We start from the raw sequence: 26,904 nt of genomic DNA, 5'->3' as shown, positions 1-26,904 counted from the left end.
CCGGTGACGAGCACGGCCCCGGTACTCCGGCTGCGTGACGTGGGCTGGTCGGTCGGCGGCGCGACCATCGTGGACGAGGTGTCCTTTGAGGTGCGCGAGGGCGAGTTCCTGGCCTTCATCGGTCCCAACGGCGCGGGAAAGACGTCCCTGTTCAACCTGATCAGCGGTCTCGTACCGGCCAGTCGGGGGTCCATCGGGCTCGACGGCGCGGACATCACCGCCGAGAGCGTCCCGGCCAGGGCGCGGCGCGGGCTGGGGCGGACGTTCCAGACGTCCAGTCTGTGGCCCGGAATGACGGTCGCCGACCATGTGCGGCTGGCCGCCCAGGCGGCGGGCGGCGGCTCGTACCGGATCTGGCGGCGCGCCGCGGGATACGCGCGGCAGGTCGGGCAGGTGCTGGAGCGCACGGGGCTCGGGCACCGCGCCGAGGCGCTGTCGAGCGCGCTGTCGCACGGCGAGAAACGGAAGCTGGAGCTGGCGGTGCTGCTGGTCGGCGAGCCGCGCGTGATGCTGCTCGACGAGCCGATGGCCGGGGTCAGCGCCGAGGAGGTGCCGGCCCTGACCGCGCTGATCCGCTCGCTGCACCGCGACGAGGGCCGCACGGTCCTGATGGTCGAGCACCACATGGACGTGCTGCTCGGCCTGGCCGACCGGCTCGCGGTGATGCACCACGGCACCCTGCTCGCGCTCGACACCCCGCAGGCCGTCACGGCCGACGCCACCGTGCAGCTGGCCTATCTCGGGGAGGCGCTGTGACCGTCGAACCCCTGTTGGCCGTACGGGACTTGAAGGTCGTCATCGGCGGCCGTCACATCCTGCACGGCGTGGACCTCGACGTCGCCGCGAGCGGGGTGACCGCGCTGCTCGGCCGCAACGGCGCGGGCAAGACCACGACGGTGCGCGGCGTGCTGGGCCTGGTGCCGCGCAGCGGCAGCGTGCGCTTCGCCGGTCAGGAGACGGTACGGCTCGCCACGCACGCCCTGGTGCGGCGAGGGATCGGCTACGCGCCGGAGGACCGCGGGGTCTTCGCGGCGCTGACCGTCGCGGAGAATCTGCGGCTGGCCGAACGGCGCGGCGCGGGCGAGCCCGCCTACGCGCTGGTGCACGAACTGTTCCCCGAGCTGCGGCAGCGGGCGGCGCAGCGCGCGGGGACGCTGTCCGGCGGGCAGCAGCAGATGGTCGCGATCGGCCGCACCCTGCTCAACGGCAACCGGCTGATCATCGCCGACGAGCCCACCAAGGGCCTGGCGCCGAAGGTCGTCACCGAGGTGGCGCGGGTGCTGGAGCGGGCCGCGCAGGCGGTGCCGGTGCTGCTGGTCGAGCAGAATCTAGCGATGGTACGGCGGCTCGCCGAGCACTGCGTGGTGCTGGCGGACGGCAGGACCGCGCACCGCGGCCCCGCCGCCGACCTGCTCGCCGATCCCGAGGCGACCCGCAGGCTGCTGGGCGTCGGACGCAAGGGCGCGGACGCGCACGTGAGAGAGGCAGAGGCCGTGTCACCCGATCCCGCCAGGGAATCCGCCACCGACGCCGCCGGGACGCACGTCCAGGCCGCGGCCGGGTCGTACCCACCGCCGTCCGCGGCACGGGAGGCGGGCGCCTGATGTCGACCGTCGTGCTGCTCACGGCCACCGGTCTCGGCCTCGGCGCCCTGTACTTCCTGGTGGCCTCCGGCCTCTCCCTGATCTTCGGCCTGATGGACGTGCTGAACTTCGCGCACGGCGCGCTGCTGTCGATCGGCGCGTACGGCACCTGGTGGGCCGCCTCCGGGCATCTGCCGGGCGCGGGCTCCGGCGGATTCGGCTTCGTCCTCGCCGTCGCCTTCGGCACCGCTGTGGGCACCGTCGCCGCGATGGTGCTCGAACTCGCCCTGATCCGCCCGTTGTACGAACGGCCGCGCGAGCAGGTCCTCGCCACCGTCGGGGTGGGGCTCGCGGTGCCCGCGCTGCTGTCGGCGATCTGGGGCGCCGACGCGCGCACCTTCCCCGGACCCGCGGCCCTGTCCGGCACCTTCGGACTGTTCGGCGCGCGCGTCCCCGTCAACCGGCTGGTGCTGATCGGCGCCGCGGTGCTCGTCCTGCTGGCGCTGCGGCTGTTCCTCGGCCGCACCCGGCACGGCCTCGTCGTCAGGGCCGGGGTCGAGGACCGGGCGATGGTCACCGCGCTCGGCATCGACGTCCGGCGCGCCTTCACCCTGGTCTTCGCGATCGGCGGGGCCGCGGCGGCGCTCGGCGGCGCGCTGGGCGGGCTGTACTACGGCTCGGTCGACCCGGGCCAGGGCACCTCGCTGCTGATCTTCGCCTTCGTCGTGGTCGTCATGGGCGGCATGGGGTCGGTGTCGGGCGCCGCGCTCGCGGCCGTCGGCGTGGGCCTCGTCCAGCAGTTCGCCAACTACTACACCGCGTCGGGGCTCGGCGATCTCGCGGTCGTCGTCCTGCTCGCGGCGCTGCTGCTGCTCCGGCCGCACGGCGCCACCGGGAGGCTCGCATGACCACCGCAACCCCGACCCGCGAGGAGCCGCGCGTCCAGGCGGCGCCCGCGCCGGCCGGACAACTGCGCCGGGTCACCCGCTGGTGGCCCGCCGCCGCCCTGGCCGCGCTGCTCGCGGCCCCGTACAGCTCGCTGCCGCTGCCGGGCCTGCTCGACGGGCCGATCGGCAGCGCGGGCAGCCTTCAACTCCTCGCGCTGTGCCTGGTGTTCGGCGCGCTCGCGACCGGATACGACCTGCTGCTCGGCCGTACGGGCCTGCTCTCGTTCGGCCACGCGCTGTACTTCGCCGCGGGCTCGTACGCCACCGACGTCATCATGATCGAGGCCGGGCTGCCGTTCGGCGCCGCCGCCGTGCTGGGGCTGCTCTTCGGGATCGCGCTGGCCGCGCTGCTGGGCTCGGTGTCGCTGCGGGTGAGCGGGATCGCCTTCTCGATGGTCACGCTCGCCTTCGCGCAGGCCGGTTCGATCCTGGTGGAGCGCGACCCGGGCGGGGTGACCGGCGGCGAGGAGGGCCGGGCGGTGCCCGCGGACAGGCTGCCCGCGTCACTCGTCGGCATCGAGCACACCGTCAATCTCTACTGGATCGCGCTCGCCTACCTCGTGGTGACCGTCGCCGTCGTGCACTGGGCGGTCCGCTCCCCCACCGGGCGGGTCTGGGAGGGCATCAAGGAGAACGAGCGCCGGGTGGAGGTGCTGGGCCTGCGGCCGTACGGTTTCAAGCTGACGGCCTTCGTGCTGGCGGGCGCGCTGGCCGCGGTCGGCGGCATCGTCCATCTGCTGCTGACCGGCGGCGCCACCCCGCAGACCACCACCTCCGACTTCACCTTGTCGCTGCTGGTGATGGTCGTCCTCGGCGGCTCCGGCTCGCGCTGGGGCCCGCTGATCGGCGGGGTCCTCTACACCTGGGCCGACCACCGGCTCGGCGACCTCGCGGGCTCCGGCTCGGTCGCCGGTCTGCCCTCGGTCCTGCGGGTCCCGCTCTCCCAGCCCCTGTTCCTGCTCGGCACGTTGTTCGTCGTGGTCGTCTACGTGCTGCCCGGCGGCGTGGCCCGTCTGCCGCAACGGCTGCGCGCGGCGGCGCGGAAGAGGAGCTGACCGGGAGGCGGTCGCGGCCGGGAGGCGGTCCCGGCCGGGCGCCGCCCCTAGCCGCGAGGTGTGGACAACAGGTGCAGACGGAGGGCGAGTTGGAGCTCCAGCGCCCGGTCGGGGGCGTTCCAGTCGGGGCCGAGGAGGGCCTGGACGCGGTCGAGGCGCTGGACGACGGTGTTGACGTGCAGGTGGAGTTCGTCCTTGGTACGGGTGAGGGTGCCGCCGCAGGCGAAGTAGGCGCCGAGGGTACGGACCAGTTCCGTGCCGCGTCGCGCGTCGTAGTCGAGGAGCGGTCCGAGCGTCGCGGTGACGTAGGAGTCGACGTCCCGTTCGTTGCCCAACAGCACGCCGAGGAAGCCGAGTTCGTCGGCGCTCGCGCCGTCGCCGACGCGGCCGAGCGACTGGAGGGCGCGCAGGCAGCGCAGCGCCTCGGCGTGGGCGTCGGCCAGGGCCCGCGGTCCCGCGGCCGGTCCGCCCGCGGCGACCGTGACGGGCGCGCCCACCAGGTGGCCGAGCTGGGCGACGGCGGCCCTGGCGGCCTCGCCGGGCGGTGCGCCGTCGTACGGGAGGAGCAGGACGACGGTGCCGGACTGCTCGGCGCTGATGCCGTCGCCGCCGAAGAGGTACTGGACGGCGGCGCCCGGCAGTTTGTCGTGGCAGGCGGTGACGGTCTCGGCGACGAGCAGCAGGCACGGCCGGTCGAGGTCGACACCGAGCCTGTGGCCGCGCACGACGAGACCGGCCGGGTCGCGCCCCGCCGCGGTCAGCAGGTCGGTGATCAGCTCGCCGCGCACCCGGTTCTCGGTCTCCGCGACGGAGCGGCTGAGCAGCAGCAGGAGCGCGGTGACGACCCCGGCGCGCTCGAACAGCCGCCGGTCGGAGTCGTCGAGCCGTTCGCGCCCGTACAGCACGAGGCTGCCGAGGAGTTCCTGTCCCGCGAGCACGGCGCAGGTCCAGCGGCCGTCGCGGAACACCGCGCGGGCCGCGGCGTGCGAGTCGGCGGCGTGCCTGACCAGGGCCGCCGGCTGCGGGGGCAGACCGTCGAAGTCGCCGCCGCCGCGCCCGACGGCGGCCAGTTGTCGGCCCTCCGGGTCGTGGATGGTGAGGGCGCCGTCCAGCAGTCCCGCGACGGCGGCGGCCACTTCCGACAGGTCGCCGCCGCGCAGCACCAGGTCGGTGAGCCGGTCGTGCGCCTCCTCGGCGCGCTGCATCGCGGCGGCGTGCTCGCGGATCACGGCGCCCGCCTCGGCGAGGTCGGTGATGGCTTTGGCGGTGTCGATGGCGATGGCGGCGTGCGCGGCCAGCGAGCACAGCAGCGCGACCTCGTCGGGCGAGAAGGGGCGCGGGGTGCGGTCGGCGGCGAAGAGCACCCCGATCACGTCGCTGCCGACGGCGCCGCCCGCGTGACCGCCCGCGCCGCGCGACCCGAGCAGCAGCGGCACCCCCAGGATGCCGACCAGGCCCTCGTCCAGCACGCCCTCGTCGATCGAGCCGGTGTGCCGGAAGCGCTCGTCGGTGCGGTAGTCGGGGGTCGCGTACGGGCGGGCGGTGAGCGCGACCAGACCGCCGAGACCGTCGCCGTACGACAGCCGGAGGTTCTGGAAGAGCGGTGAGACCGAGCCGTCGGTGACCCGCATGTACGTGTCGCCCGCCTCCTCGTCACGCAGCGTCAGATACGCGGTGTCCGTGCCGAGCAGCATCCTGGCCCTGCGCACGATGGACTGGAGGACGGCGTCGAGGTCGCGGAGCGCGGCCAGGTCGCTCGCGGTGTCGAAGAGCGCGGCGAGTTCGGTCTCGCGGCGGCGGTGCTGCCGCAGCACCCGGCGGACCCGCAGCGCGATCCCGGTGGCCTGTTCCAGCTCCGACAGGTCGGACGCGCCCGCCCCGTTGATCCTCGCCTGCGCGGCGACCGCCCCGAAGTCCTCCGCGGGCGCGTCGGCCGCGACCATTTCGAGCAGCCGACGCATATGGCGGGCGATGGGCGCGGCCGCGGCCGCGGGCCCGAGGGCGGGTGCAGGTGCCGGTGCCGCTACGGACTCGGGCGCCGGTACGGCTGCGGGATCTGCGGATTCTGCGGACATCAGGGGTCACCGTGCCGGAGGGACGAAGAACGGTCCGTGCGGCGCGGCGGTCGGGACCGTCGCGCCGCACGGCTGGTGCGACGGACGCGCGGTGGGGCTCGCCGCCCCGCCGGGACGGGACGACGGCCGCCGCAGACGCCGACCCTATCGACCGGCCGCAGTAAAACGCGAGGTCAGTGGCCGGATCAGTAGCCGGATCGACGGCCGGATCAGTGGGCCGCCCGGTGGCCGGCTCGTGGTCGGCTCGCGGTCGGCCCGTGATCGGCCCGTGGCTGGCCCGACGGTCGGCTCGGTGCGCGCGGGTCAGTGGGCGGTCCACCCGCCGTCCAGCGGCAGCGAGGCCCCGGTGATGTAGCCAGTGTGCGGGGAGCAGAACCACAGGGCCGCCGCCGCGACCTCCACCGGCTCGATCAGCCGCTTGATCGCGGTGCGCTCCAGCATCACCCGGGTCACCACCTCCGCCTCGGGGATGCCGTGCGCGACGGCCTGGGTGGCGATCTGGTCCTCGACGAGCGGGGTGCGGACATAGCCGGGGTTGATGCAGTTGCTGGTCACACCGTGCGGCGCGGCTTCGAGCGCGACGGTCTTGCTGAGCCCTTCGAGCGCGTGCTTGGCGACGACGTACGCGGACTTGTACGGGCTGGCGCGCAGGCCGTGCACCGACGAGATGTTGACCACCCGGCCCCAGCCGCCCGCGTACATGTGCGGCAGGGTGCGGCGCAGGATCCGGAACGGCGCCTCGACCATCACCCGCTGGATCAACGCGAAGCGCTCCGGGGGGAATTCGTGGACGGGCGCGATGTGCTGAAGGCCCGCGTTGTTGACCACGATGTCGGCGTCGTCGGGCAGCGCGTCCACGGCGGCGGGGTCGGCGAGGTCGGTGACGCAGCAGGTGCCGCCGATCTCCGCCGCCACTTCCTTGGCCGCGTCCGCCGCGATGTCCACCACGTAGACGGCGGCGCCCGCCTCGGCGAGGGCCACCGCGCAGGCCCGTCCGATACCGCTGGCGGCTCCGGTGACCAGGGCGGTCCGCCCGGCCAGGAACCGCGCGCCGGGCGGGTCGTCGGGGGTGACTGCGGCGGGCGGCGCAGCGGGCGGCCCCTCGGCGCCGGGGCTCTGAGTGCTCTCCATGGCCGCCACGCTAGAAACGATGCGGGGGCCCGCACACGTGGCCGGAGACCATACTTCCCCGTCCCGAGGTGGCGTCCGCAGCCATGTCGCGCGGGCCCTCCAGGGCCCATGCCGGTACGGCCGCGCGGCGCGGGCGGCGGCCGGTCGGCCGCGCCGCCGGGCGCACCGCGGCGCGGCGGACGCAATGGCGGCGGCCCCCACTTCCGCCGCGCAGGGGTGGCGGTCCTTCACGTGTCTGGGGCCGCCGCGGCGGTTCTACCGTCCAGCCGACACGTGGTCCCCGTCACATCAGGAACGCCCCCTACCGCTGTCGTCCGACGTGCCGGTGTCCGCCGATCGTGAGCCGCCCCCGTCCCGAGGAGTCCGCATGCCCCCCAACCCGCCGCCCGGCAGCGCCCGTTCGCCCCTCCCCCGTACCGCCCGCGCCGTGACCACCGCGCTCCTCGGTGTCCTCGCCCTGCTCACCGCCTGCCTCGGCGCGGTCGTCACCGCAGGTCCGGCCGCCGCGGCCGGTCTCACCCAGGTCTCGTCCTTCGGCTCCAACCCCGGCAATCTGGCGATGTACGAGTACGCACCCGCCGGTCTGCCCGCGAACGCGCCCGTCGTGGTCGCGCTGCACGGCTGCGGGCAGAGCGCGAGCGACTACTTCGCCAACTCCGGCTGGCAGAAGTACGCCGATCTGTGGGGCTTCGCGCTCGTGCTGCCGCAGACCAGCTCGGCCAACAACTCGCTGTCCTGCTTCAGTTGGTTCGACCCCGCGAAGGACACCCGCGGCAAGGGCGAGGCGGCGTCCGTCGTGTCGATGGTCGGCCACGCCGTCACGCAGTACGGCTCGGACAGCCGTCGCGTGTACGTCACCGGCCTGTCGGCGGGCGGCGGCATGACCGCCGACCTGCTGGCGGACTACCCGGACGTCTTCGCGGGCGGCGCGGTGGACTCGGGGCTGCCCGCGCAGTGCGCCACCAGTCAGACGGCGGCGTCCGGTTGCCAGTACGGCAGCCTCAATCTCACCCCGGCGCAGTGGGGCGACAAGGTCCGCGCCTCCTACCCCGGTTACACCGGGCCGTGGCCGCGGGTGGCGATCTGGCAGGGCGCCTCCGACTACACGGTCTACCCGGTCAACGCCACCGAGCTGCGCGACCAGTGGACCAATGTGTGGGGCATCGGCCAGACCCCGTCGAGCACCCAGAGCCTGCCCGGCAACACCACGCTGACCACGTACAACGACGCTTCCGGCAAGCCCGCCGTGCAGATGTACTCGATCGCCGGCATGGGACACGGTCTGGCCGTCGACCCCGGCTCGGGCACCGAGCAGTGCGGCGCTACCGGCGCGTACTACCTCGACACGATCTGCTCCAGCTACTACACCGCCCGCTTCTGGGGCCTGGACTCCGGTTCCGGCGGGGGCACGGGCGCGCTGCCCGCGCCCACCGGGCTGAAGGTCACCGGCACCACCGACACGACGGCGAGCCTGAGTTGGGCGGCGGTGACCGGGGCCGCCTCGTACACCGTCTACCGCGCCGGGACCAAGGTCGGCACCAGCACCTCGGCCGCGTACACCGACAGCGGTCTGACGGCGGGGACTTCGTACGCCTACACCGTCGCCGCGGTCGACTCTGCCGGGACGGTCGGCGCCGCGTCCGGCGCGGTCACCGCGACCACCACCGGGTCGGGCGGCGGCGGTTCCGGGCAGTGCTTCACCGCCACGAACTACGCCCAGGTGGCGGCGGGCCGCGCCCATCAGAGCGGCGGATACGCGTACGCCAACGGCTCCAACCAGAACATGGGGCTGTGGAATGTCTTCGTCACGCACACCTTGAAGGAGACCGCGGCCGGTTACTACGTGATCGCCGACAGCGGCTGCTCGGCCTGACCCCGGCCGCGCCCCGGCCCGCGGCACCGACCGGGTACGGACCCCGTACCGGTCAGGTGCTGCGGGCCAGCACCAGCCGACAGCGCGGGCTGCCGTCCGGGCGGCGGCCGAACTCCTCAAGTGCCGTGTGGGTCACGGTGAATCCGGCCCCCGCGAGGTCGTCGAGCACCCCGCCCAGCGGGAACGTCCGGTAGTACATGACGAATTGCGGGCGCCAGACCAGATTGCGCACCCGCATCCCGGCGTCGAAGCCCCACAGTGCCCAGTACAGGGCCGAGTCGACGGGCGGCGGCGCGGTGACCGGGAAGGCGAAGAGCCCGCCGGGGCGCAGCGCGCGGCGCACCTCGGCGAACAGCCGGGGGCGTTCGGCGGGCAGGAAGTGCCCGAAGGCGCCGAAACTGACGGCGAGGTCGAACTCCGCGTCGAAGGGCAGCGCGCGGACGTCGGCGCGTACCCACTCGGGCTCCGGTCCTTCGGCGGTGTCCCGGCCGGTGTACGCGGCGCGCGCGGCGGCCAGCATCCCCGCGCTGAAGTCCACGCCGGTGACGCGTTTCCCGCACAGCGGCCGCAGCGTCCCGACGCCCGCGCCCGTACCGCAGCAGACGTCGAGTCCCGCGTCGAAGGGCCCGAGCGGCGCGAGAGCGCCCGCCACCGCGTCGAGGAAGGCATCGGGCGTGCGGAACGGTGTGTGGTCGAACTTCGGCGCGAGCAGGTCGTAGCCGCGGTCGACGGAGGAGAGCGCCTGCACCGCCAACTCGCGGAGGCTCGGCCCCTGATCGGAGAACATCCGGCCACCTTAGGCCGTGCGAAGCCGCGCGACGCCGTGTCGCGGCGAACGCCCGGCCCGCCGCCCGGGTGCATCGGGGAGGCGACGGCAGGCCGGCGCGGACGGGCCCTCGGGGCGGCGTTCCCGCCGTTTATTCCCGGCGGGGGCGAAGTGAGGTGTGCATTACACCTGACCTCCACGAAACGGAAGCGTCATTCCTGATGCGATATTCTGCTGGCTTAACGGAATGTTCGTTCCGGTTCAAGCTTGAGGAGTTCCATGGCGTCCGAGACCCGGCGACCGCACCACCAGGTCACGTTCGCGGTCCTGGCGGCGGGTGTCGCCGCCTACGCGCTGTTGCAGTCCCTGGTCACCCCCGTCCTGCCGACGATCCAGGAGAGCCTGCACACCAACCAGAACACCGTCACCTGGGTGCTGACCGCCTACCTTCTGTCGGCGTCGATATTCACCCCGATCATGGGCCGCGTCGGCGACATGATCGGCAAGGAACGCGTCTTCGTGGCGACGATGTCCGCCCTCGCGGTCGGCTCGCTGCTGGCCGCGCTCGCGTCCAACGTGCAGGTGATGATCATCGCCCGCGTGATCCAGGGCATCGGCGGCGGTGTGCTGCCGCTGGCCTTCGGCATCATCCGCGACGAGTTCCCGCGCGAGAAGCTGAACGGCGCGGTCGGCGCCATCGCCTCGCTGATCGCGGTCGGCTCCGGCCTCGGCATCGTCCTCGCGGGACCCATCGTCAGCGTGCTGGACTACCACTGGCTGTTCTGGCTGCCGATGATCATGACGATCCTCGCGGCCGTGGCCGCGCACTTCTTCGTCCCCGAGTCCCCGATCCGCACACCGGGACGCATCAGTTGGCTGCCCGCCGTGCTGCTCTCCGGCTGGCTGGTCGCCCTGCTGGTCGCGCTGAGCCAGGCGTCGGTGTGGGGCTGGGCCTCCGGCAAGGTGATCGGCCTGCTGATCGCCGCCGTCGTCCTGGCCGTCGCCTGGGTGCAGGTCGAACTGCGCTCCGCCGTACCGCTGATCGACATGAAGATGATGCGGCTGCCCGCGGTGTGGACCAACAACCTGGTCGCGCTGCTCTTCGGTGTCGGTATGTACGCGACCTTCGCCTTCCTCACCGAATTCGTGCAGACCCCGAAGTCCACCGGCTACGGCTTCGGATCGAGCATCACCGAGTCCGGCCTGATCCTGCTGCCGATGTCGGTGACCATGTTCGCCGTCGGCCTGGGCGCGAGCCGTCTCGCCCAGCGGATCGGCGGCAAGATCGTCGTCCTGCTCGGCTCGCTGATCGGCACCGTCTCGCTGGCGATGATCGCCTTCGCGCACGGCGCGACCTGGGAGCTGTACATCGCCACCGGCGTGATGGGCGTCGGTTTCGGCCTGGCCTTCTCGGCCATGTCGAGCCTGATCGTCGCCGCGGTGCCGCCGGAGCAGACCGGCGTGGCCAGCGGCATGAACGCCAACATCCGCACCATCGGCGGCTCGATCGGCGCGGCGCTGATGGCCAGCGTCGTCACCTCGAACCCGGCCGCCGACGGCCTGCCGCGCGAGTCGGGGTACACCAACGGCTTCGCGATGCTCGGTGTCGCGCTGCTGATCGCGGCCTTCGCCGCGATGCTGATCCCGGTCACCCGGCAGCAGACCAGGCTGGTGGATTTCGCGGACGAGCCCGCGCATCCGGAGTTGGCGGTGGTACCCGGCGGTACGGTCGTGGGTGACAAGCCGGAGTGAGCTCCGGCGTACGAACGGCCGCACCCACCGGGAGTGACGGATGACAGCGCGCGACACGCAGGACCGGCCGATGCGGCGCGACGCCGTACGCAACCAGCAGTTGGTCATCGAGGCCGCGCGTGAGGTCGTCTCCGAATTCGGCACGGAGGCGAGCGTGGAGCTGATCGCCTCGCGCGCGGGGGTGGGCGTCGGTACGGTCTACCGGCGCTTCCCCAACAAGGAGGCGCTGGTCGAGGAGATCGTCGGGCAGATGCTCAGCGAGCTGGTCGCCGAGGCGCGCCGTGCGCTCGCGCTCGGCGACGGCACCGGGCTCGAGGTCTATCTGCGGGCCATGGGCCAGTCGCTGAGCACCCACCGGGGCTACGCGGTCAAGGCGGTCGGCCACTCCAAGGCGGCCTGCGTCGAGCAGTTGCGCGACCTGATCACCGAACTCCTGTCCCAGGCGCAGGAGTTCGGGCGGATCGGTCCCGACATCGTGCTCGGCGACATCATGGCGATCTCGTGGGCGCTGCGCGGCATCGTGGAGACCGCGGGCCCGGTCGCGCCGGAGGCGTGGCAGCGGCATCTGGACATCCACCTCGCGGGGCTGCGCGCCCACGGCACGCCCGCGATCCACGCCCCGGCCACGCGCGAGCAATTGACGCTCATCAGCAGTGGTGCGGGGCGCGCGAGCTGCGCGCGGGACGCGTAAGCGCCCCTGGCGCGGCCCTCACCTGATGGCGCCGCTCCCCCTCACGCGTCGGCCGACGCGAGGGGGTGGCGGCGCGCGTCGTCAGCGGCGGGTGCCGCACCCCGGGCAGAAGGCGGCGCCCTCGGGGATCGGGGCGCTGCACGAGGCGCAGTTGTCGGGCTGCGCGAGCCGGTGGCCGCAGCCGGAGCAGAAGGCGGCGCCCCGCGTCTCCGTGCCGCACTGCGGGCAGACGAGCTGGCGCGCGGCGGTCACGTCGAACGCCTGGCCGCTCTGCTGGCCCACGGTGTAGGCGCGCTCGGAGACCATGTCGTTGAGGCCGCGCTGCTGGGCGGCGAGGGCCTCGGCGGCGGTGTCCGGGGCGCAGGTCAGGCAGATGCCCTGAGCGGCGTTCCAGCAGCGGTTGCAGACGTAGTCGGTGCAGCGCGGGCAGCGGTTGAAGTGGCCCTCGGCGTTGGTGATCGCCCGCTGGAAGGACTTGTCGCGCGCGCTGCCGAAGCCCGCGCCCGCCAGGCCGTCGGCGGCGCTGGACATGCCGTAGCCGCCACGGCCGAGCACGCCGTAGGCCGCGCTGACGCCCTTGCCGAGCCAGCCCGCGACCCGCCCGCTGGTGTACGGCTCGAAGGCCGAGCGCCAGGTGTCCTGGCAGCGCCGGCACGAGAACTCGAACTGGAAGCCCGCTCCCGTGCCGTGCTCCTGGCACAGATCCCGGTAGTTGTTGCTGAAGTAGATCTCGGAACTCATTCCCACGCCTCCACCGCGCGCGCACCTCCGGTCGGGCCCCCTGACCCGCCGGTACCCCCACCAGCACGGACGCCCCGCACCCCACGCCGGTTTCCGAACGCGCCGTCCGGTTCTCACCGGGCCTGTTCGGCGCGCCCTGTACTGTCGCCCGATCCCGGGCAAGGGATACTGTCGCACACCCTGTTCGGTGCACGACACGCTCAACCGGCTCATGCCCGATACAGGGGAGTTGGGGCGGATCCCGGCATTCCGCCCCGGTCGCGGGGGTCAGCCCTGACGGGCCTTGAAGCGGGGGTCCTTGCGGTTGATCACATAGACCTTGCCACGCCGGCGGACGATCTGGGCGCCCGGACGGCTCTTGAGCGAGCGCAGCGAATTACGGACCTTCATGGGACACCTTCCTGCTCGTACAGTCTCGTACTGTTCGTTGTGTGCATGGCAACGGTGATGCGGCCGGGTTCATTCCGTTCCGCGGACAGGCGGTGCGGACCGCCGTGAGGGGACCGAGATGAACGACGAACAGCACGGCGGCGGAAGCGGCGACGCGGGCGGTACGGACGCGGACGCGCCGGACTTCTCCAGCCCCGGTTTCTCCAGTCCGGACTTTTCCAGTCCCGACTTCACGGGCCCCGACGCGCCCGAGATCCACGACTACACCCCGCCCGACTACGTCGTCCCGCCCTTCGAGGGCCCCGACTACGAGGCCGACTCCGCCGACGACCTCGTCCCCCAGGAGGTCGGCATCTCCCCCCACGGCTTCTCCAGCCCCGACTTCTCCAGCCCCGGCTCCATGGCCGAGGACACCCCCGACACCCCACCGGCCCCCGACGAGGACCGCACTCGCTGAGGCGCGCGTCCGTCCTTGATCGGCGAGCGGTACCGGCCGGGGCGGCGCACTCTGGGACAAGGGGACAGCCACCCGCGAGGTGAGTCCCATGGCCCGTGTACGACTCCTGCCCGCCACGCTGCTGGTCGCCGTCACGGCGGCCACGGCCGCGGCCTGCGGCAGCACGGACGGCAACTCGTCGGCGGGCGTCACCGTCGCTCCGAGCGCGCCCGGAGCGACGGTGACGACCACCGTGACGACGCCGAATCCGCCGCCTGCGACACCGACGCCCACCCCGACCGCTCCCACGACGACCACGACAGCGACGGCCACCGCCACGGACGCGCACGACCACGGCGCGAGCGACATTCCGAGCGGCGATCCGCGCTATCGGCCGAAGCTCGACCGCGATCACGACGGCCTGGCCTGCGAGCCGTCCGAGGGCGCCGCTCCCTGACCTCGCCAGGCCGCCGGGCGCGCTTTCCCGCACGGCTCGTCACGCAACCCTCCGCCTGCGGCGGGAGAGCGCTCTCTGTCAGTCTTGACACGGGGTCTGCGGGGGACGATCGTCGCTTGCGCAGTCCGCTGTCGGCGCCCCCACGCGTCGTGCGGGCTGTGCGTTCCGTCGCTCTCCCACGCGCTGTCGAGCCGCACACAGGAGTCCCCCCATGCGTCGAACACGTCCTTGGATACGAACGGCGCTGCCCATAGCGGCAGCGCTCTTACTTGTGACCGGAGCAAGCGCTGTCTCCGCGAGCCGAAGTCCCGCGCAGGCCGCGACGCAGCCGTGGATGAACACGGCGCAGACGCCCGCGCAGCGGGCCGACGAGCTGCTGGCGGCGATGACGCAGGCGGAGAAGCTGACGATGCTGCACGGCGGGGCGTCGTGCGGGTACGTCGGGTGCGTGGACGGGAACACGCGCCTGGGCATTCCGCCGCTGCACCTTCAGGACGGCCCGGTCGGTGCGGGTGACGGCTTCAACGACGTGACGCAGATGGCCGCCCCGGTCGCGGGCGCGGCGAGCTGGGACCCCGCGCTGATGCAGAACTACGGCAAGGTGCTGGGCTCGGAGCAGTGGGGCAAGGGCACCAATGTGGTGCTGGCCCCGACGATCAACATCGTGCGCGACCCGCGCTGGGGCCGCGCCTTCGAGTCGATGGGCGAAGACCCGTACCTGGCGGGCCAGTTGGGCGCCGCCGACATCCAGGGCATCCAGAGCCAGGGCCCGATGGCCCAGGTCAAGCACTATGTGGTCTACAACCAGGAGACCAACCGCAACAACGCCTCGGACAACGCGATCGTCTCCGACCGCGCCATCCGCGAGATCTACACCCCGGCGTTCGAGACGTCGGTCAAGCAGGGCCAGGCCGACTCGGTGATGTGCTCCTACTCGGCGATCAACGGCCCCTTCGCCTGCGAGAACGGCCCGTTGCAGAACGGCCTGCTCAAGGGCGACCTCGGCTTCACCGGCTTCATCACCTCCGACTGGGGCGGCACCCACTCCACGGTCGCCTCGGCCAACAACGGCCTGGACATGGAGATGCCGGGCAAGGACTACTACGGCACCGCGCTGACCAACGCGGTGAACAACGGCCAGGTCTCGCAGGCCACGATCGACGACCATGTGCGCCGCATCCTGCTGTCGATGTTCCGCCAGGGCCTGTTCGACAACCCCAACAACGGCTCCACGAACGCGGTCGTGACCTCCCCCGCGCACGCGGCGATCTCGCAGCAGGTCGCCGAGGAGGGCAGCGTCCTGCTGAAGAACGGCTCCTCGGTGCTGCCGGTCGCCTCGTCGGTCAAGTCCATGGCCGTGATCGGTGACGACGCGGGCACCGGCGCGATGACGCAGGGCGGCGGCAGCGCGGGCGTGAACGCGCCGCATGTGATCACGCCGTACCAGGGCCTCAAGTCCCGTGCGGGCAGCGGCACCACGGTGACGTACGCGCAGGGCGTCGCGTCGGCGAACGGTTCGCTGTCGCCGGTCGGCAGTACGTATCTCAAACCGTCGCAGGGCACCGGCAGCGGCCTGTACGGCGAGTACCACAACAGCAAGGACCTGTCGGGCGCGGTGGTGGCGAGCCGGGTGGACTCGACCGTCGACAACGTGTGGGGCGGCCAGTCCCCGGCCCCCGGGGTCAACACCACCAACTGGTCGGCGAAGTGGACCGGCACGCTGACCCCGCCGACCACCGGCACGTACACCTTCTCGCTCAACAGCGACGACGGCAGCAGGCTGTTCGTCAACGGCCAGCAGATCATCAACAACTGGTTCGACCAGGGTCCGACCACCCGGACGGGCACGATCAGTCTGACGGCCAATCAGCCGGTGAGCATCGAGGTGGACTACTACCAGGCGGGCGGCGGCAGCAACGCCACGCTCGGCTGGCAGATTCCGGGCCTGTCGCTGCACGACCAGGCGGTCGCGACGGCGCGCTCCTCGGACCTCGCGGTGGTCTTCGTGAGCAACTTCGAGTCCGAGGGCGGCGACCTGTCGTCCATCGACCTGTCCTCCGCGCAGAATCAGCTCGTCACCGATGTCGCGGCGGCCAACCCCAACACGGTCGTGGTCGTCAACAGCGGGTCGGCGGTGACGATGCCGTGGGCCAACGCGGTGCGGGGCATCGTCGAGAACTGGTATCCGGGCCAGGAGGACGGCACGGCCATCGCCCGGCTGCTGTACGGCGACACGAATTTCTCCGGCAAGCTGCCGGTGACCTTCCCCGCCTCGATCGCCGACGTCCCGGCGCACACCACCGCGCAGTGGCCCGGCCAGAACAACACGGTGCAGTACAGCGAGGGCGTGAACGTCGGCTACCGCTGGTACGACTCGCAGAACAAGACGCCCGCGTACCCGTTCGGCTTCGGCCTGTCGTACACGACCTTCGGCTACTCGGGTCTGACGGTCGGCGCTCCTGACGCGAACGGCAATGTGGCGGTCGGCTTCGACGTCACCAACACCGGCACACGAGCGGGCGCCGAGGTCGCCCAGGTCTACGTCGGACAGCCCGCCACGACGGGTGAACCGCCCAAGAGTCTGCGGGGCTTCCAGCGGGTCAGCCTCAACCCCGGCCAGAGCCAGCACGTCTCGGTCACCCTGGACGCGCGCAGCTTCCAGTACTGGACGAACGCCTGGACCAACGCGGCCGGCACCAACGCCGTCTACGTCGGTTCGTCGTCCCGCGACATCCGCCTCACCGGCCAGACCACCATCCCCGCGGGCAACGGCGGCGGCGGTCACTCCCTGCTGTCGCGTACGGGGTGGACGGCGTCCGCCTCGGCGACCGGCGGCGGTGACGTGGCCGCGCGGATGCTGGACGGGGACTCGTCGACGCGCTGGAGCACCGGCACGCCGATGGTCAACGGCCAGACGGTGACCGTCGACATGGGCGCGTCGCACACCGTTGACCAGATCACGATGGACTCGGCGGGCAGCGCGAGCGACTACGCCCGCGGCTATCAGGTCGCGCTGTCGGCCAACGGCACCACCTGGAGCGCCCCGGTGGCCACCGGCACGGGTTCCGCCGCGCTGGTCACGGCGTCGTTCCCCGCGCAGGCCGCCCGCTACATCCGGGTGACCCAGACCGGCAGCGCCACGTCCTGGTGGTCGATCGCGGAGTTCAACGCGTACGGGTAGCCGACGCGTACGAGTGACTCGCCGGTGGGCATCCGGCGGTGACCGGCCGGGGCGTGCGCACACACGCCCCGGCCGGTCCGCGTCAGCCCGCCGCCCGCGCGCCGTCGGTGTCCTTGAGCGCGACCGCCGCCGTCCGCACCACGGCCTCGGCTACGGCGGCCAGCGCCGGGGAGTCGAGCTTCCACTGCTGCCAGTAGAGGGGGACGTCGACGGGCCGTTCGAAGGCGAGGTCGACCAGCGTCCCGTCCCTGCGGTGCCCCACGGCCTGCACCTCGGGGATCATGCCCCAGCCGAGCCCCGCCGCGACGGCCGTCACGAAGGAGTCGGAGGAGGGGACGTAGTGCCGGGCGCGCCGGGTGACCTGGGTGTTCGCGGCGCGGCCCGCGACCGGGGTGTTCGCGGCGCGGCGCGGCGCGAGGGCGCGCAGGAAGCGGTCCTGGAGGTCGTCCTTGCGGTCGAAGTCCACCAGCGGCGCGTCCGGCAGCGCCTCCCGCAGCGGCGCCCCCGACAGCCACCGCGTGTGGAAGGCGGGCGCGGCCATGGCGCGGTACCGCATGCGGCCGAGCGCGCGGACCGTACAGCCCTGCACGGGCTCCGGCGAAGAGGTGACCGCCGCCATCACCAGCCCCTGCCGCAGCCACCCGGCGGTGTGGTCCTGGTCGTCGCAGCGCAGGTCGAAGCAGACCGGCAGCCCCGCCGGGACCTCGGCGAGGGCGGGCAGGAACCAGGTGGCGAGCGAGTCGGCGTTGACCGCGATCGGCAGCGCCGTCGTGCCGGCGGTCTCGTCGGACAGCCCCAGTTCGGCGCTGGCGTCCCGCTCCAGCCGGGTCAGCTGGCGTGCGAAACGGACGACGATCTCGCCGGACTCGGTCAGCCGTACCGGCTTGGTGCGCAGCAGCAGGACGCGTCCGGTGCGCTGTTCCAGCGCCTTGACGCGCTGGCTGACCGCGGACGGCGTGACGTGCAGGGTCTGCGCCGCGGCCTCGAAGGTGCCCTCGTCGACGGCGGCGAGCAGCGTGCGGACCTGGTCCAGCGGGAGATCGATCATCACGATCCCTTATGCTACCTAAGAATCATTAGCTGGATTGATGACAGGGGCTCTCCTAGCCTCGTCACCATGCACGCAGCCCTTCTCGCGGCTCTGGCGGGTCTCGGTACCGGCCTGTCGCTCATCGTCGCCATCGGCGCCCAGAACGCCTTCGTCCTCCGGCAGGGCATCCGCCGGGAGCACGTCGCCGCGGTCGTCGCGATCTGCGCGCTGTCGGACGCGGCACTGATCACCCTCGGCGTGAGCGGGATCGGCGCCGTGGTGCACGCCTGGCCCTCGGCCGTCACGGTCGCGGCCTGGGTCGGCGGCGCCTTCCTGGTCGGCTACGGCGTGCTCGCCGCCCGCCGCGCGCTGCGCCCGGAACACCTCGACCCGGCGGGCGCGAGCGGCGGCACCCTGCGCACGGCCGTCCTCACCTGCCTCGCCATGACCTGGCTCAATCCGCATGTGTACCTGGACACCGTGCTCCTGCTGGGGTCGGTGGCCAACGGGTACGGCGGTGGCCGCTGGCCGTTCGCCGTCGGCGCCGCGTCCGGCAGCGTCCTGTGGTTCGGCGCGCTCGGCTTCGGCGCCCGGCTGCTGCGGCGGCCGTTCTCCCGGCCCGGCTCCTGGCGGGTCCTCGACGGGGTCATCGCCGTCACGATGGTGACGCTGGGCGTGGTGATGGTGGTGCGGCTCTGAGGAACCGCCGGTGACCGCGGCCGATGCCCCGGCCCGTCCTCAGCCCCACATCCCCTCCCACACCCGCCCCTGCGCGGTCGGCCGGAAGCCGATCACGGCCGCGTCGTCGCGCCGCGAGTCGGCGGCGGCCAGCAGCCTGGCGCAGAGCGCGGCCAGTGGCACCCCGTCGGACTGCGCCTCCTCCGCGTGCGCGGCCAGATGCGCCATGCCCTCGGTGAGGTCGGTGCCCGGCACCTCGATCAGCCCGTCGGTGTAGAGCAACAGCGTGTCGCCCAGGCGCAGTTCGTGGTGCCAGGTGGCGCGCGGCAGCGCCGGGTCGACGCACAGCGGCAGGTCGGGCCCTTCGCCCTGGAGGAAGCGCGGCGCCCCTGAGACCGGGAGCAGCAGCGGCGGCGGGTGGCCCGCGTTGGACCAGGCCGCGTGCCAGCCGCCGCCCGGCCCCGGCGTGAGCTGTGCGTGGACGGCGGTGACCAGCGGCGCGATGCCCAGGCCGTCGGCGACGCGGTCGAGCCGGGCGAGGCTGTCGGCGGGCGTGCCGGGGTGGACCTGGTCGTAGGCGATGACGCGGAGCATGCTGCGCAGCTGGCTCATCGACGTGGCCGCCTCCAGGTCGTGGCCCGCGATGTCGCCGATGGTGAGGGCGACGGAGCCGTCGGGGAGCAGCAGCGCGTCGTACCAGTCGCCGCCGATCTCGGCGGTCTTGCTGGCGGGCTGGTAGTGCGCGGCCAGTTCGGCGCCCGGCACGCGCGGGGTGGGGGTGAGCAGGGCCCGCTGGAGGGTGAGGGCGGTGTGCCGGGTGCGCTGGAGCTCCAGCGCCTGCCGCAGCGGGTCGCGCACCTCGTGCAGGATCTCGCCGAGCAGCGCGAGGTCGGCGGGGCCCGGCGGCGGGCTGTCGGCGCAGGCCGCCGCGACGGCGAAGGCGACCACGGCCGCGTCGATGACGATCGGCACGATGGTGAGGCTGGTGGCCCTGACCTTGCGCAGCCAGGCGGTGGACGCGTCGGGGACGATGCCGGGCGGCGGTTCGCCGCTGGGGAAGGTCACCAGCCGGGGCCTGCGGCTCTCGATCACCTGCTGGACGACCGGGCCGACCTGGTACGGCTGGTCGTTCAGCGGCGGCAGGTCGGGCAGTCCCGCCCTGGCCGTCTCGGCGATCCGGGTGGCGGTGGCCGCCCCGCCGGGACCGGGAGGCAGCCCCACGGCGGGCAGCAGGAACACCACGCAGGCGTCGGTCAGCTCCGGTACGACCGCCGAGGCCGTCGCGGCGAACGCCTGGGCCACGTCCTGCGCGGCGGTGACGGTGGCGACCCGGGCCAGCAGCCGCTCGCGCAGCCGGTTGCGCCACTGGTCCTCGACGTCGGAGGTGGTGCCGATCCACTCGACGGTCTCGCCGTCGCGCACGACCGGCACCGCCCGCGACTGCACGCGCCGGTACGCGCCGGTCGCCGTACGCATCCGGAAGGTGCACACGAACATCGTGGCCGGCCCGGTCGCCGCCTCCTGGAAGGTCTGGAGGAGCCCGGCGCGGTCGTGCGGGTGCACCGACTCCAGCCACACCTCGTCGATCCTGGACCGCCACGGCAGCCCCGTGAACTCCTCGAAGCCGCCGACCAGCTCGGTGATCGCGCCGTCGGGCCGCATCAGCCAGACGATCTGCGAGACGGCCGACATCAGCGCCTCGTAGCGCTGCAACGCCTGGTGGCGCTCCTCCGACAGCTCCTCGGCCCGTTCGGCGGCCTCGATGTGCGCGGTGGTGTCGATCGCGACGGTCAGCACGCCGGGGCCGTGCCGGGACACCACGGGCGAGAGGCTGTACACGAAATGCCGCCGCCCGGGCGCGCCGGGCGTGCTGCCCCGCGTGGTGCGCGGGGTGGTCACCTGGCGCGGCGCCTTGTCGGTGTAAACGACGTCGAGCAGGTCGAGGTACGGCGACTCGTGCGGCTCGTCGAACACCTCGCCCGCCGGGACGCCGAGCGGGCGCGGTCCGAACAGGTCGTGGAAGGCGTCGTTGTAGTACACCAGCCGGTGCTCGGGCCCCGACGTCAGGGCCACGGACACGATGGCACGGTCGAACACCTCGGGCTCCAGCTCGGGGACGCCCATCTCGCGACCGGTACGCCTCATCCCTCGATCATCGCTCGACTGACGCCGACGGGCGCGTCGGGAGCGCCGGGACGAGTACGTACCGGCGGGTACGGGACGCACGCGGCGGGTACGGGACGCACGCGCGGACACCTACCGGCGGATACGCGGCGGCCCGTGCGTACGCGCCCGCGGCCCGTACTCGCGCTCAGCGCAGCAGCGGGAGCCTGCCGACCAGCCGGTCCACCGCGTTGCGCGGGCCCACCAGGCTGATCGCGCTGTACGCCACGTCCTCGCCCTTGGTGCCCGCGAGCTGGTCCAGATACTGGTCGTAGACCCGTGAGGTCTGGGCCGCCTCGGGCATGTCGACCACCAGGACACCGTCCTTGGCCGCCGCCTTGCCGCGCAGCTCACGCAGCGTGCCGGCGTCGGCGGCGAGGACGGAGCAGCCCGCCCAGGGCAGGCCGGGGTGCACGGCGCCCGAGGCGTCCTCGCCGCCGCGCCCCACCAGGTCGGGCAGTTCCTTGCCGACCGAGGCGGCCATGCAGGCGGCGGCGTTCACCAGCCGCCCGGCGGGCAGCTCCTCGTCCACGACGATGACCCATTTGAGTTTCGCCTGCCGGGTCGACAGGTCCGTGCGCACGTCCATGCGGCGCCCTCCATCCGATCGGGAATCGCCGCCTAGACTAGGCACACGTGCCGTCTTCTCTCAGAGCTACCGAACTTCATCAGGCAGATAGGGACTCTCGTGGAATTTGATGCGCTGGACCAGGCTCTGCTGGGGGAATTGCAGCACGACGCACGGCAGACCAACCGCGATCTCGCCGCCAAGACCGGCGTCTCCCCCTCCACCTCGCTCGAACGCGTCAAGCAGCTGCGCGACCGCGGGGTGATCACCGGCTACCACGCGACCCTGGACCTCGAAGCGATCGGCCGCCCGGTGCAGGCGCTGATCGCGGTACGGGTCAGGCCGCCCGCCCGGCCGGTCATCGAGGGCTTCCGCGAGTGGGCCGCCACGCTGCCCGAGGTGATCGGCCTGTTCGTCACCTCGGGCCCGCACGACTTCCTGATCCACATCGCGGTCCCCGACGTGAACGGCGTCTACGCCTTCGTCATCGACCGGCTCACCGAGCGCCGCGAGATCGCCGATGTGCAGACGACGATGGCGTACGAGCACGTACAGCGGCACCGCGTCGACCCGGCCGGGCCCGCCGCGCGCTGACCGGGCCCGGCGCGCACGGCCGGACCGCGACACGCCCCGCCCGCCTCACACCGCGCGGACTCCGGCACGGCGGCGGTGCGGGTGGCGCGGTCCCGGCGCGCCGGGCGCGGCGCGGTTGGCCGCGATCAGGTCGGCGTACCACCGGGCGCTGTCCTTGAGGGTGCGGCGCTGGCTGGCGAAGTCGACGTGCACGATGCCGAAGCGCTTGCTGTAGCCGTAGGACCACTCGAAGTTGTCGAGCAGCGACCAGAGGAAGTAGCCGCGGACGTCCACGCCCGAGCGCACCGCCTCCAGCACGGCGGCCAGATGACCGGCCAGGTAGGCGATCCGCTCGGGGTCGTGGACGGCGCCCGACGGGTCGGCGTAGTCGTGGTAAGCGGCGCCGTTCTCGGTGATCATCAGCGGCACGCGGGGCAGTTCCCTGCCCAGGCGGCGCAGCAGTCCGGTCAGGCCCTCGGCGTCGACCGGCCAGCCCATCGCGGTGCGCGGGCCCTCCGCGGGCAGGAAGCGGACGACGCCGTCGGTGCCCGGCCACGGCGAGGGCTCCGCCGGGGAGGGGCGGCCGGGCACGGCGGAGGGCGAGGCCGCCGCGGCGGCGACCACGGTGGGGCTGTAGTAATTGAGGCCGAGAACGTCGATCGGCCGGGAGATCTCGGCGAGGTCGCCGTCCCGTACGAACGACCAGTCGGTGAGCGCCGCCGTGTCCTCCATCAGGTCGCGCGGGTAGCGCGCGTGGAAGACCGGGTCGAGGAAGATCCGGTTGGCCAGCGCCTCGATCCTGCGCACCGCGTCGCGGTCGGCCGCGGAGTCGGAACGGCCGCGCACCGCCGCCAGGTTGAGCACCAGCGAGACCGCGGCCGTGTCGGGGAGCAGTGCGCGCAGGGCGCCGACGGCCATGCCGTGCCCGAGGTTGAGGTGGTGCGCGGCGCGCAGTGCGGCGGCCGGGTCGGTCCTGCCGGGCGCGTGCGCGCCGGAGCCGTAGCCCAGAAAGGCGCTGCACCAGGGCTCGTTGAGGGTCGTCCACAGCGGGATGCGGTCCCCCAGCGCCTCGCCGACGAGCTCCGCGTAGTCCGCGAACCGCGCCGCCGTGTCGCGCTCGGGCCAGCCGCCCGCGTCCTCCAGCTCCTGCGGCAGATCCCAGTGGTAGAGCGTGACCACCGGCCGGATTCCCGCCTCCAGCAGCCGGTCGGTGAGCTGCCGGTAGAAGTCCAGGCCGCGCTGCACCGCGGGGCCCCGGCCGGTCGGCTGGACGCGGGGCCAGGACACCGAGAACCGGTAGTCCGTGACGCCGAGTTCGCGCATCAGCTCGACGTCCTCGGGCATCCGGTGCCGGTGGTCGGCGGCGATGTCGCCGGTGTCCCCGTTGCGCACCCGCCCCGGCGTGCTGCTGAAGGTGTCCCAGATCGACGGTGTCCGCCCGTCCTCCGTCGCGCCTCCTTCGATCTGATACGCGGCCGTGGCCGTCCCCCACCGGAATCCGGCCGGGAACCGCAGCTCCTCGGCAGTGGCGTGGTCGTCGACAGCGGTCATCTGGAAGCGCTCCCATAGCGGGTGGGTCGCGGATACGCGACGGTCGGGCGGAACGGGCGGGTTCGGTGCGCCGAGAGTCGGGGGGCCGCTCCGTCTGAGAGCGCTCTCAGGCCACCAGAAGGAGCGTGCCCGCTCCGGCGACCCCTCGTCAAGAGCCGTCGCACGACGAATACGGGAGGAGTGCCGCAATTCGGCCCGCGCGGTGGAGTGGTGACGGTCCGTCGGATCCGGCCCCGGCCGAGCGGGACCAGTCCGTCCGACGCGTCTGATCCGGCCGATCCGGTCCGTCGGGTCCGGCCCGGCCGTGCGGGCCCGACTGGTCCGGCCCGTCTGATCCGGTCCGGCCGATCCGGTCCGGCCGGTCCGGCGGCCTCAGGCGGAGGCGCGGACGATCAGCCGGGTCGGGGTGACGATGGACGACAGCGCCGGAACGGCCTCGGCGGCCAGCGCGGGCTCCAGGGCGCGCAGGAGGAGGCGGGCCATGAGGCGGCCCATTTCCTCGATGTCCTGGCGGACGGTGGTCAGGGGCGGGTCGGTCCATTCGGCGACGGAGACCATGTCGTCGAAGCCGACGACGGCGATGTCGTCGGGGACGCGGTGTCCTGAGGTGCGCAGGACGCGCAGGGCGCCGGAGGCCATGACGTCGGAGGCGGCGAAGACGGCGTCCAGGTCGGGGCAGCGCTGGAGGAGTTCGGCCATGGCGCGGGCGCCGCCTTCCGGGGTGAAGTCGCCCTCGGCGATCATCCGCGGGTCGGTCTCCGGCAGCACGTCACGGAACCCGTCCAGCCGGTCCACCGACGCCAGTTGGTCGAGCGGCCCCGCGATGTGGGCGATCCGGCGGCGGCCGATGCCCAGCAAGTGCCGTACCGCGTCCCGCGCACCGCCCCGGTTGTCGCAGTCCACGTACAGGGCGCGGCGGCCGGACTCCTGATCGGACCAGGTGGGACGGCCGCCGATGACGATCGGCACGTCTCCCCTGCTGGAGAGCACGGGCAGCGAACCGTCGGTGTGCAGCGAGAAGATCAGCGCGCCGTCCACGTGACCGCCCGCCAGATAGCGGCCGACCCGCTCGTAATCCGCGGCCCCCTCGGTCAGCAGCAGCACCAACTGGTTGTCCCGCGCGGTGAGTTCCTTGCTGATCCCGCGCACCTGCTGCGCGAAGAACGGGTCGGTGAAGAACCGCGTCTCCGGCTCGGCCACCACCACCGCGATGGCGTCATTGCGCCGCGTCACCAACGTACGCGCCGCCTGATTCGGCACATACCCCAACTCGTCCACGGCCTTGCGCACCCGCTCCACCAGCGGTCCCCGTACTCCCGCTCCCCCGTTGACCACCCGTGAGGCGGTGGCACGCGACACCCCGGCCCGCGCGGCGACGGCCTCCAGCGTAGGACGCGGCGCGAAGCTCGGGTCGGACAAGGGACGTCTCCTTCACGCGGGGCGGCGTGGCACGGAACAGGCACAGCGTAACGGGTTACACCCCTCCCGAGAGAGCGCTCTCCGAAGCGAATTCGGCCCGCTCCCGGATTCGGGGTGTTTGGCGGTGCGGGACCCGGGCACCCGAACCTTTGAGGCACCCCCCCGCCTCACAAGCCGATACGGCCGGCGGCATCCCCCCCGTCGTCCGGTCGTATCGGCTGGGCGCCCCTCATGACCCGCTCAGGGTCCGCGCGCCGGGGTCTGCCGTCGGCAGGCCGGATACGTCGGCAGAAGTTACGGTGGGTGAAGGCCGCCCTGTCACTCCGGGCTCGTCGCCGCAGGTCAGGCGGCTCCACCGGGAATCATCCGCCGAGACACGCAAGGAAGTCGCGCACATGTCTGCTGTGCCCGCTCTCACGCTCAACAACGGCGTCGCCATCCCCCAGCTCGGCTTCGGGACGTTCCAGATCCCGCCGAAGGACACCCGGGAGGCGGTCACCACCGCCCTGGAGATCGGCTACCGCCACATCGACACCGCCGAGATGTACGGCAACGAGAAGGAAGTCGGCCAGGCCGTCGGCGCATCGGGCCTGCCGCGCGAGGAGGTCTTCGTCACCAGCAAGCTCGACAACTCCTACCACGCGTACGGCGACGCCCTCACGGCCTTCGCCCGCTCGCTCGATGACCTGGACACGCCGTATCTGGACCTCTTCCTCATCCACTGGCCGAGGCCCGCGGTGGGCGACTTCACCGAGACCTGGCGGGCGCTGGAGGAGATCTACGCCTCGGGCCGCGCCAAGGCCATCGGGGTGTCCAACTTCCAGCCGCCGCACATCAGCCGCCTGCTCCAGAAGTGCACGGTCGTCCCCGCGGTCAACCAGATCGAGGTGCACCCGTACCTGGTGCAGGACGACGTACGGGCCTTCAACGCCGAGCACGAGATCGCGACCGAGGCGTGGTCCCCGATCGCCAAGGGCAACGTGCTCAAGGACCCGGTGCTGGTGGCCGCCGCGGAACGGCTGGGCCGCACGCCCGCCCAGGTCACGCTCCGCTGGCACATCCAGCGCGGCGACATCGTCTTCCCGAAGTCGGTGACCCGCGCCCGCGTCGAGGAGAACTTCCGGCTCTTCGACTTCGAACTGCCCGAGGCCGACATGGCCGCCATCACCGCACTCGACCGCGGTGAGCGCACGGGCCCCGACCCGGACACCTTCAACTGAGCCCGAGCCCGGACCGGGACCTGGACCGGGACCTGGACCGGGACCTGGACCTCAACCCGAGTCGTCCGACGTCCGGCGGCCGTCAGCGGACGGGCGTCAGCGGCCGAGCGCCTTGGACAGCTCCGCCTTCGTCATCGACGAGCGGCCCTTGATGTTCCGCTGCCTGGCCTCGTTGTAGAGCTGTTCCTTCGTCGGGCCCTGCGCGCCGGAGTGCGAGCGCAGGCCGCCGCGGCGGCCCGACGACATGTCGTGGGTGGAGCTGCGGCTCGCGGTGCGCGCCTCGCCGGAGCGGGCGCGCTCCTTGTTGACGGTGCGCGCCGCGATCTCCTTCGCCCGCTTCTCGGACCCGCCGCGGTCCTCGACGCTCTCCTTGATGTGCTCGTACTGGCGCTCGCGCTTGGCACTCGATCCCCTGGGCATGGCTCGCACCTCTCGGTCGTCGTCATCGCTGCGGCGGCGCCCGCGGGTCACCCGCGGCGCCCCTGTTCCCGCGCCTGCCCGGCACGTGCGGGCCTACACGGAAGCCCCCCTTCGCGCTCCATGGTCACCGCCCGCGGGAGCGCCCGCACGGCGGTGCGGCCCGTCCGGGCGTCACCCGGCCGCCCTGCTGGACATGCGAGGGGT

The 26,904-nt window shown here is 72.9% G+C and carries 24 protein-coding genes; 13 read left to right on the top strand and 11 right to left on the bottom strand.

Going from position 1 to position 26,904, the window contains the following annotated elements:
- Positions 1-3: 3 nt before the first annotated feature.
- Genes ABZX65_RS28420 through ABZX65_RS28405 form a run of 4 tightly spaced genes read left to right on the top strand, consistent with a single transcriptional unit; the run spans position 4 to position 3,585 of the window.
- Positions 4-756: an ABC transporter ATP-binding protein gene (locus ABZX65_RS28420; RefSeq protein WP_355345977.1), complete on the top strand. Its 753-nt coding sequence runs from the start codon at positions 4-6 to the stop codon at positions 754-756.
- On the top strand, positions 753-1,604 hold the full coding sequence (locus tag ABZX65_RS28415) for an ABC transporter ATP-binding protein (RefSeq protein WP_355345974.1): 852 nt from the start codon (positions 753-755) through the stop codon (positions 1,602-1,604). Before ABZX65_RS28420 ends, ABZX65_RS28415 begins: the two co-directional genes overlap by 4 nt.
- On the top strand, positions 1,604-2,491 hold the full coding sequence (locus ABZX65_RS28410; protein WP_355345971.1) for a branched-chain amino acid ABC transporter permease: 888 nt from the start codon (positions 1,604-1,606) through the stop codon (positions 2,489-2,491). The genes ABZX65_RS28415 and ABZX65_RS28410 overlap by 1 nt, the downstream gene beginning before the upstream one ends.
- Positions 2,488-3,585, top strand: coding sequence for a branched-chain amino acid ABC transporter permease (locus tag ABZX65_RS28405; protein WP_355345968.1), 1,098 nt, complete (start codon positions 2,488-2,490; stop codon positions 3,583-3,585). Before ABZX65_RS28410 ends, ABZX65_RS28405 begins: the two co-directional genes overlap by 4 nt.
- A gap of 47 nt (positions 3,586-3,632) precedes the next feature.
- On the opposite strand, the gene ABZX65_RS28400 is transcribed toward ABZX65_RS28405, so the two are convergent.
- Positions 3,633-5,546: a GAF domain-containing protein gene (locus tag ABZX65_RS28400; RefSeq protein ID WP_355346077.1), complete on the bottom strand. Its 1,914-nt coding sequence runs from the start codon at positions 5,544-5,546 to the stop codon at positions 3,633-3,635.
- A 417-nt stretch (positions 5,547-5,963) separates the two neighbouring features.
- Positions 5,964-6,791 carry a 3-hydroxybutyrate dehydrogenase gene (locus ABZX65_RS28395; RefSeq protein ID WP_355345965.1) on the bottom strand — a complete coding sequence of 276 codons (828 nt, stop codon included), beginning with the start codon at positions 6,789-6,791 and terminating at the stop codon, positions 5,964-5,966.
- A gap of 367 nt (positions 6,792-7,158) precedes the next feature.
- Between ABZX65_RS28395 and ABZX65_RS28390 the strand changes: the two genes are divergently transcribed.
- Complete coding sequence (locus ABZX65_RS28390; protein ID WP_355345962.1) at positions 7,159-8,664, top strand: PHB depolymerase family esterase; 1,506 nt, start codon at positions 7,159-7,161, stop codon at positions 8,662-8,664.
- A gap of 52 nt (positions 8,665-8,716) precedes the next feature.
- Here ABZX65_RS28390 and ABZX65_RS28385 read toward each other — a convergent pair whose 3' ends face one another.
- The gene (locus ABZX65_RS28385; RefSeq protein WP_355345959.1) at positions 8,717-9,451 is read right to left on the bottom strand and encodes a class I SAM-dependent methyltransferase; all 735 of its coding nucleotides are present in this window, start codon (positions 9,449-9,451) and stop codon (positions 8,717-8,719) included.
- Positions 9,452-9,709: 258 nt separating this feature from the next.
- Between ABZX65_RS28385 and ABZX65_RS28380 the strand changes: the two genes are divergently transcribed.
- Together ABZX65_RS28380 and ABZX65_RS28375 are read left to right on the top strand one after the other, a co-directional pair.
- On the top strand, positions 9,710-11,182 hold the full coding sequence (locus tag ABZX65_RS28380) for an MFS transporter (protein WP_355345956.1): 1,473 nt from the start codon (positions 9,710-9,712) through the stop codon (positions 11,180-11,182).
- A 40-nt stretch (positions 11,183-11,222) separates the two neighbouring features.
- The gene (locus ABZX65_RS28375) at positions 11,223-11,873 is read left to right on the top strand and encodes a helix-turn-helix domain-containing protein (protein WP_355345953.1); all 651 of its coding nucleotides are present in this window, start codon (positions 11,223-11,225) and stop codon (positions 11,871-11,873) included.
- An 81-nt stretch (positions 11,874-11,954) separates the two neighbouring features.
- Here the strand turns inward: ABZX65_RS28375 and ABZX65_RS28370 are convergent, their stop codons facing one another.
- A complete protein-coding gene (locus ABZX65_RS28370; protein ID WP_355345949.1) occupies positions 11,955-12,614 on the bottom strand; it encodes a zinc ribbon domain-containing protein in 660 nt (219 codons plus the stop codon).
- A 267-nt stretch (positions 12,615-12,881) separates the two neighbouring features.
- The gene (gene ykgO, locus ABZX65_RS28365) at positions 12,882-13,004 is read right to left on the bottom strand and encodes a type B 50S ribosomal protein L36 (RefSeq protein ID WP_188285404.1); all 123 of its coding nucleotides are present in this window, start codon (positions 13,002-13,004) and stop codon (positions 12,882-12,884) included.
- Between the two features lie 118 nt (positions 13,005-13,122).
- Here ykgO and ABZX65_RS28360 point away from each other — a divergent pair, with 118 nt between their 5' ends.
- The 3 genes from ABZX65_RS28360 to ABZX65_RS28350 all read left to right on the top strand — a co-directional run bounded on the left by ABZX65_RS28360 (position 13,123) and on the right by ABZX65_RS28350 (position 17,078).
- Positions 13,123-13,461 carry a hypothetical protein gene (locus tag ABZX65_RS28360; RefSeq protein ID WP_355345944.1) on the top strand — a complete coding sequence of 113 codons (339 nt, stop codon included), beginning with the start codon at positions 13,123-13,125 and terminating at the stop codon, positions 13,459-13,461.
- 88 nt (positions 13,462-13,549) lie between these two features.
- Positions 13,550-13,897, top strand: coding sequence for an excalibur calcium-binding domain-containing protein (locus tag ABZX65_RS28355; protein ID WP_355345942.1), 348 nt, complete (start codon positions 13,550-13,552; stop codon positions 13,895-13,897).
- 334 nt (positions 13,898-14,231) lie between these two features.
- Entirely contained in the window at positions 14,232-17,078 is a 2,847-nt protein-coding gene (locus tag ABZX65_RS28350) for a glycoside hydrolase family 3 C-terminal domain-containing protein (protein WP_355345939.1), read from the top strand.
- A gap of 82 nt (positions 17,079-17,160) precedes the next feature.
- Here the strand turns inward: ABZX65_RS28350 and ABZX65_RS28345 are convergent, their stop codons facing one another.
- A complete protein-coding gene (locus ABZX65_RS28345) occupies positions 17,161-18,129 on the bottom strand; it encodes a LysR family transcriptional regulator ArgP (RefSeq protein ID WP_355345936.1) in 969 nt (322 codons plus the stop codon).
- 66 nt (positions 18,130-18,195) lie between these two features.
- Between ABZX65_RS28345 and ABZX65_RS28340 the strand changes: the two genes are divergently transcribed.
- Positions 18,196-18,807 carry a LysE/ArgO family amino acid transporter gene (locus ABZX65_RS28340; protein ID WP_355345933.1) on the top strand — a complete coding sequence of 204 codons (612 nt, stop codon included), beginning with the start codon at positions 18,196-18,198 and terminating at the stop codon, positions 18,805-18,807.
- A 39-nt stretch (positions 18,808-18,846) separates the two neighbouring features.
- Here ABZX65_RS28340 and ABZX65_RS28335 read toward each other — a convergent pair whose 3' ends face one another.
- Both ABZX65_RS28335 and ABZX65_RS28330 read right to left on the bottom strand, forming a co-directional pair.
- The gene (locus ABZX65_RS28335) at positions 18,847-20,931 is read right to left on the bottom strand and encodes a SpoIIE family protein phosphatase (protein ID WP_355345930.1); all 2,085 of its coding nucleotides are present in this window, start codon (positions 20,929-20,931) and stop codon (positions 18,847-18,849) included.
- A 166-nt stretch (positions 20,932-21,097) separates the two neighbouring features.
- Positions 21,098-21,538, bottom strand: coding sequence for a DUF2000 domain-containing protein (locus ABZX65_RS28330; RefSeq protein ID WP_355345927.1), 441 nt, complete (start codon positions 21,536-21,538; stop codon positions 21,098-21,100).
- A gap of 99 nt (positions 21,539-21,637) precedes the next feature.
- Between ABZX65_RS28330 and ABZX65_RS28325 the strand changes: the two genes are divergently transcribed.
- Positions 21,638-22,111, top strand: coding sequence for an Lrp/AsnC family transcriptional regulator (locus ABZX65_RS28325; RefSeq protein ID WP_355345924.1), 474 nt, complete (start codon positions 21,638-21,640; stop codon positions 22,109-22,111).
- A 45-nt stretch (positions 22,112-22,156) separates the two neighbouring features.
- Here the strand turns inward: ABZX65_RS28325 and ABZX65_RS28320 are convergent, their stop codons facing one another.
- Both ABZX65_RS28320 and ABZX65_RS28315 read right to left on the bottom strand, forming a co-directional pair.
- A complete protein-coding gene (locus ABZX65_RS28320; protein ID WP_355345921.1) occupies positions 22,157-23,641 on the bottom strand; it encodes a GH1 family beta-glucosidase in 1,485 nt (494 codons plus the stop codon).
- Positions 23,642-24,013: 372 nt separating this feature from the next.
- The gene (locus tag ABZX65_RS28315; RefSeq protein WP_355345918.1) at positions 24,014-25,060 is read right to left on the bottom strand and encodes a LacI family DNA-binding transcriptional regulator; all 1,047 of its coding nucleotides are present in this window, start codon (positions 25,058-25,060) and stop codon (positions 24,014-24,016) included.
- A 395-nt stretch (positions 25,061-25,455) separates the two neighbouring features.
- Between ABZX65_RS28315 and ABZX65_RS28310 the strand changes: the two genes are divergently transcribed.
- Complete coding sequence (locus tag ABZX65_RS28310; protein WP_355345915.1) at positions 25,456-26,280, top strand: aldo/keto reductase; 825 nt, start codon at positions 25,456-25,458, stop codon at positions 26,278-26,280.
- 96 nt (positions 26,281-26,376) lie between these two features.
- On the opposite strand, the gene ABZX65_RS28305 is transcribed toward ABZX65_RS28310, so the two are convergent.
- A complete protein-coding gene (locus ABZX65_RS28305; RefSeq protein ID WP_355345913.1) occupies positions 26,377-26,700 on the bottom strand; it encodes a plasmid stabilization protein in 324 nt (107 codons plus the stop codon).
- Between the last annotated feature and the right edge of the window lie 204 nt (positions 26,701-26,904).

The sequence above is a fragment of the Streptomyces sp. NPDC003300 genome (genome assembly GCF_040610915.1).
GTDB lineage: Bacteria > Actinomycetota > Actinomycetes > Streptomycetales > Streptomycetaceae > Actinacidiphila.
Note: the sequence above shows the minus strand (reverse complement) of the source record. Positions and strands in the feature narration are given on the sequence as shown.

Coding starts and splice junctions, on each gene's coding strand:
- ABZX65_RS28410 (WP_355345971.1), top strand. CDS start 1,604: ATGTCGACCGTCGTGCTGCTCACGGCCACCGGTCTCGGCCTCGGCGCC.
- ABZX65_RS28405 (WP_355345968.1), top strand. CDS start 2,488: ATGACCACCGCAACCCCGACCCGCGAGGAGCCGCGCGTCCAGGCGGCG.
- ABZX65_RS28400 (WP_355346077.1), bottom strand. CDS start 5,546: ATGCGTCGGCTGCTCGAAATGGTCGCGGCCGACGCGCCCGCGGAGGAC.
- ABZX65_RS28395 (WP_355345965.1), bottom strand. CDS start 6,791: ATGGAGAGCACTCAGAGCCCCGGCGCCGAGGGGCCGCCCGCTGCGCCG.
- ABZX65_RS28390 (WP_355345962.1), top strand. CDS start 7,159: ATGCCCCCCAACCCGCCGCCCGGCAGCGCCCGTTCGCCCCTCCCCCGT.
- ABZX65_RS28385 (WP_355345959.1), bottom strand. CDS start 9,451: ATGTTCTCCGATCAGGGGCCGAGCCTCCGCGAGTTGGCGGTGCAGGCG.
- ABZX65_RS28380 (WP_355345956.1), top strand. CDS start 9,710: ATGGCGTCCGAGACCCGGCGACCGCACCACCAGGTCACGTTCGCGGTC.
- ABZX65_RS28375 (WP_355345953.1), top strand. CDS start 11,223: ATGACAGCGCGCGACACGCAGGACCGGCCGATGCGGCGCGACGCCGTA.
- ABZX65_RS28370 (WP_355345949.1), bottom strand. CDS start 12,614: ATGAGTTCCGAGATCTACTTCAGCAACAACTACCGGGATCTGTGCCAG.
- ykgO (WP_188285404.1), bottom strand. CDS start 13,004: ATGAAGGTCCGTAATTCGCTGCGCTCGCTCAAGAGCCGTCCGGGCGCC.
- ABZX65_RS28360 (WP_355345944.1), top strand. CDS start 13,123: ATGAACGACGAACAGCACGGCGGCGGAAGCGGCGACGCGGGCGGTACG.
- ABZX65_RS28355 (WP_355345942.1), top strand. CDS start 13,550: ATGGCCCGTGTACGACTCCTGCCCGCCACGCTGCTGGTCGCCGTCACG.
- ABZX65_RS28350 (WP_355345939.1), top strand. CDS start 14,232: ATGAACACGGCGCAGACGCCCGCGCAGCGGGCCGACGAGCTGCTGGCG.
- ABZX65_RS28340 (WP_355345933.1), top strand. CDS start 18,196: ATGCACGCAGCCCTTCTCGCGGCTCTGGCGGGTCTCGGTACCGGCCTG.
- ABZX65_RS28335 (WP_355345930.1), bottom strand. CDS start 20,931: ATGAGGCGTACCGGTCGCGAGATGGGCGTCCCCGAGCTGGAGCCCGAG.
- ABZX65_RS28330 (WP_355345927.1), bottom strand. CDS start 21,538: ATGGACGTGCGCACGGACCTGTCGACCCGGCAGGCGAAACTCAAATGG.
- ABZX65_RS28320 (WP_355345921.1), bottom strand. CDS start 23,641: ATGACCGCTGTCGACGACCACGCCACTGCCGAGGAGCTGCGGTTCCCG.
- ABZX65_RS28310 (WP_355345915.1), top strand. CDS start 25,456: ATGTCTGCTGTGCCCGCTCTCACGCTCAACAACGGCGTCGCCATCCCC.
- ABZX65_RS28305 (WP_355345913.1), bottom strand. CDS start 26,700: ATGCCCAGGGGATCGAGTGCCAAGCGCGAGCGCCAGTACGAGCACATC.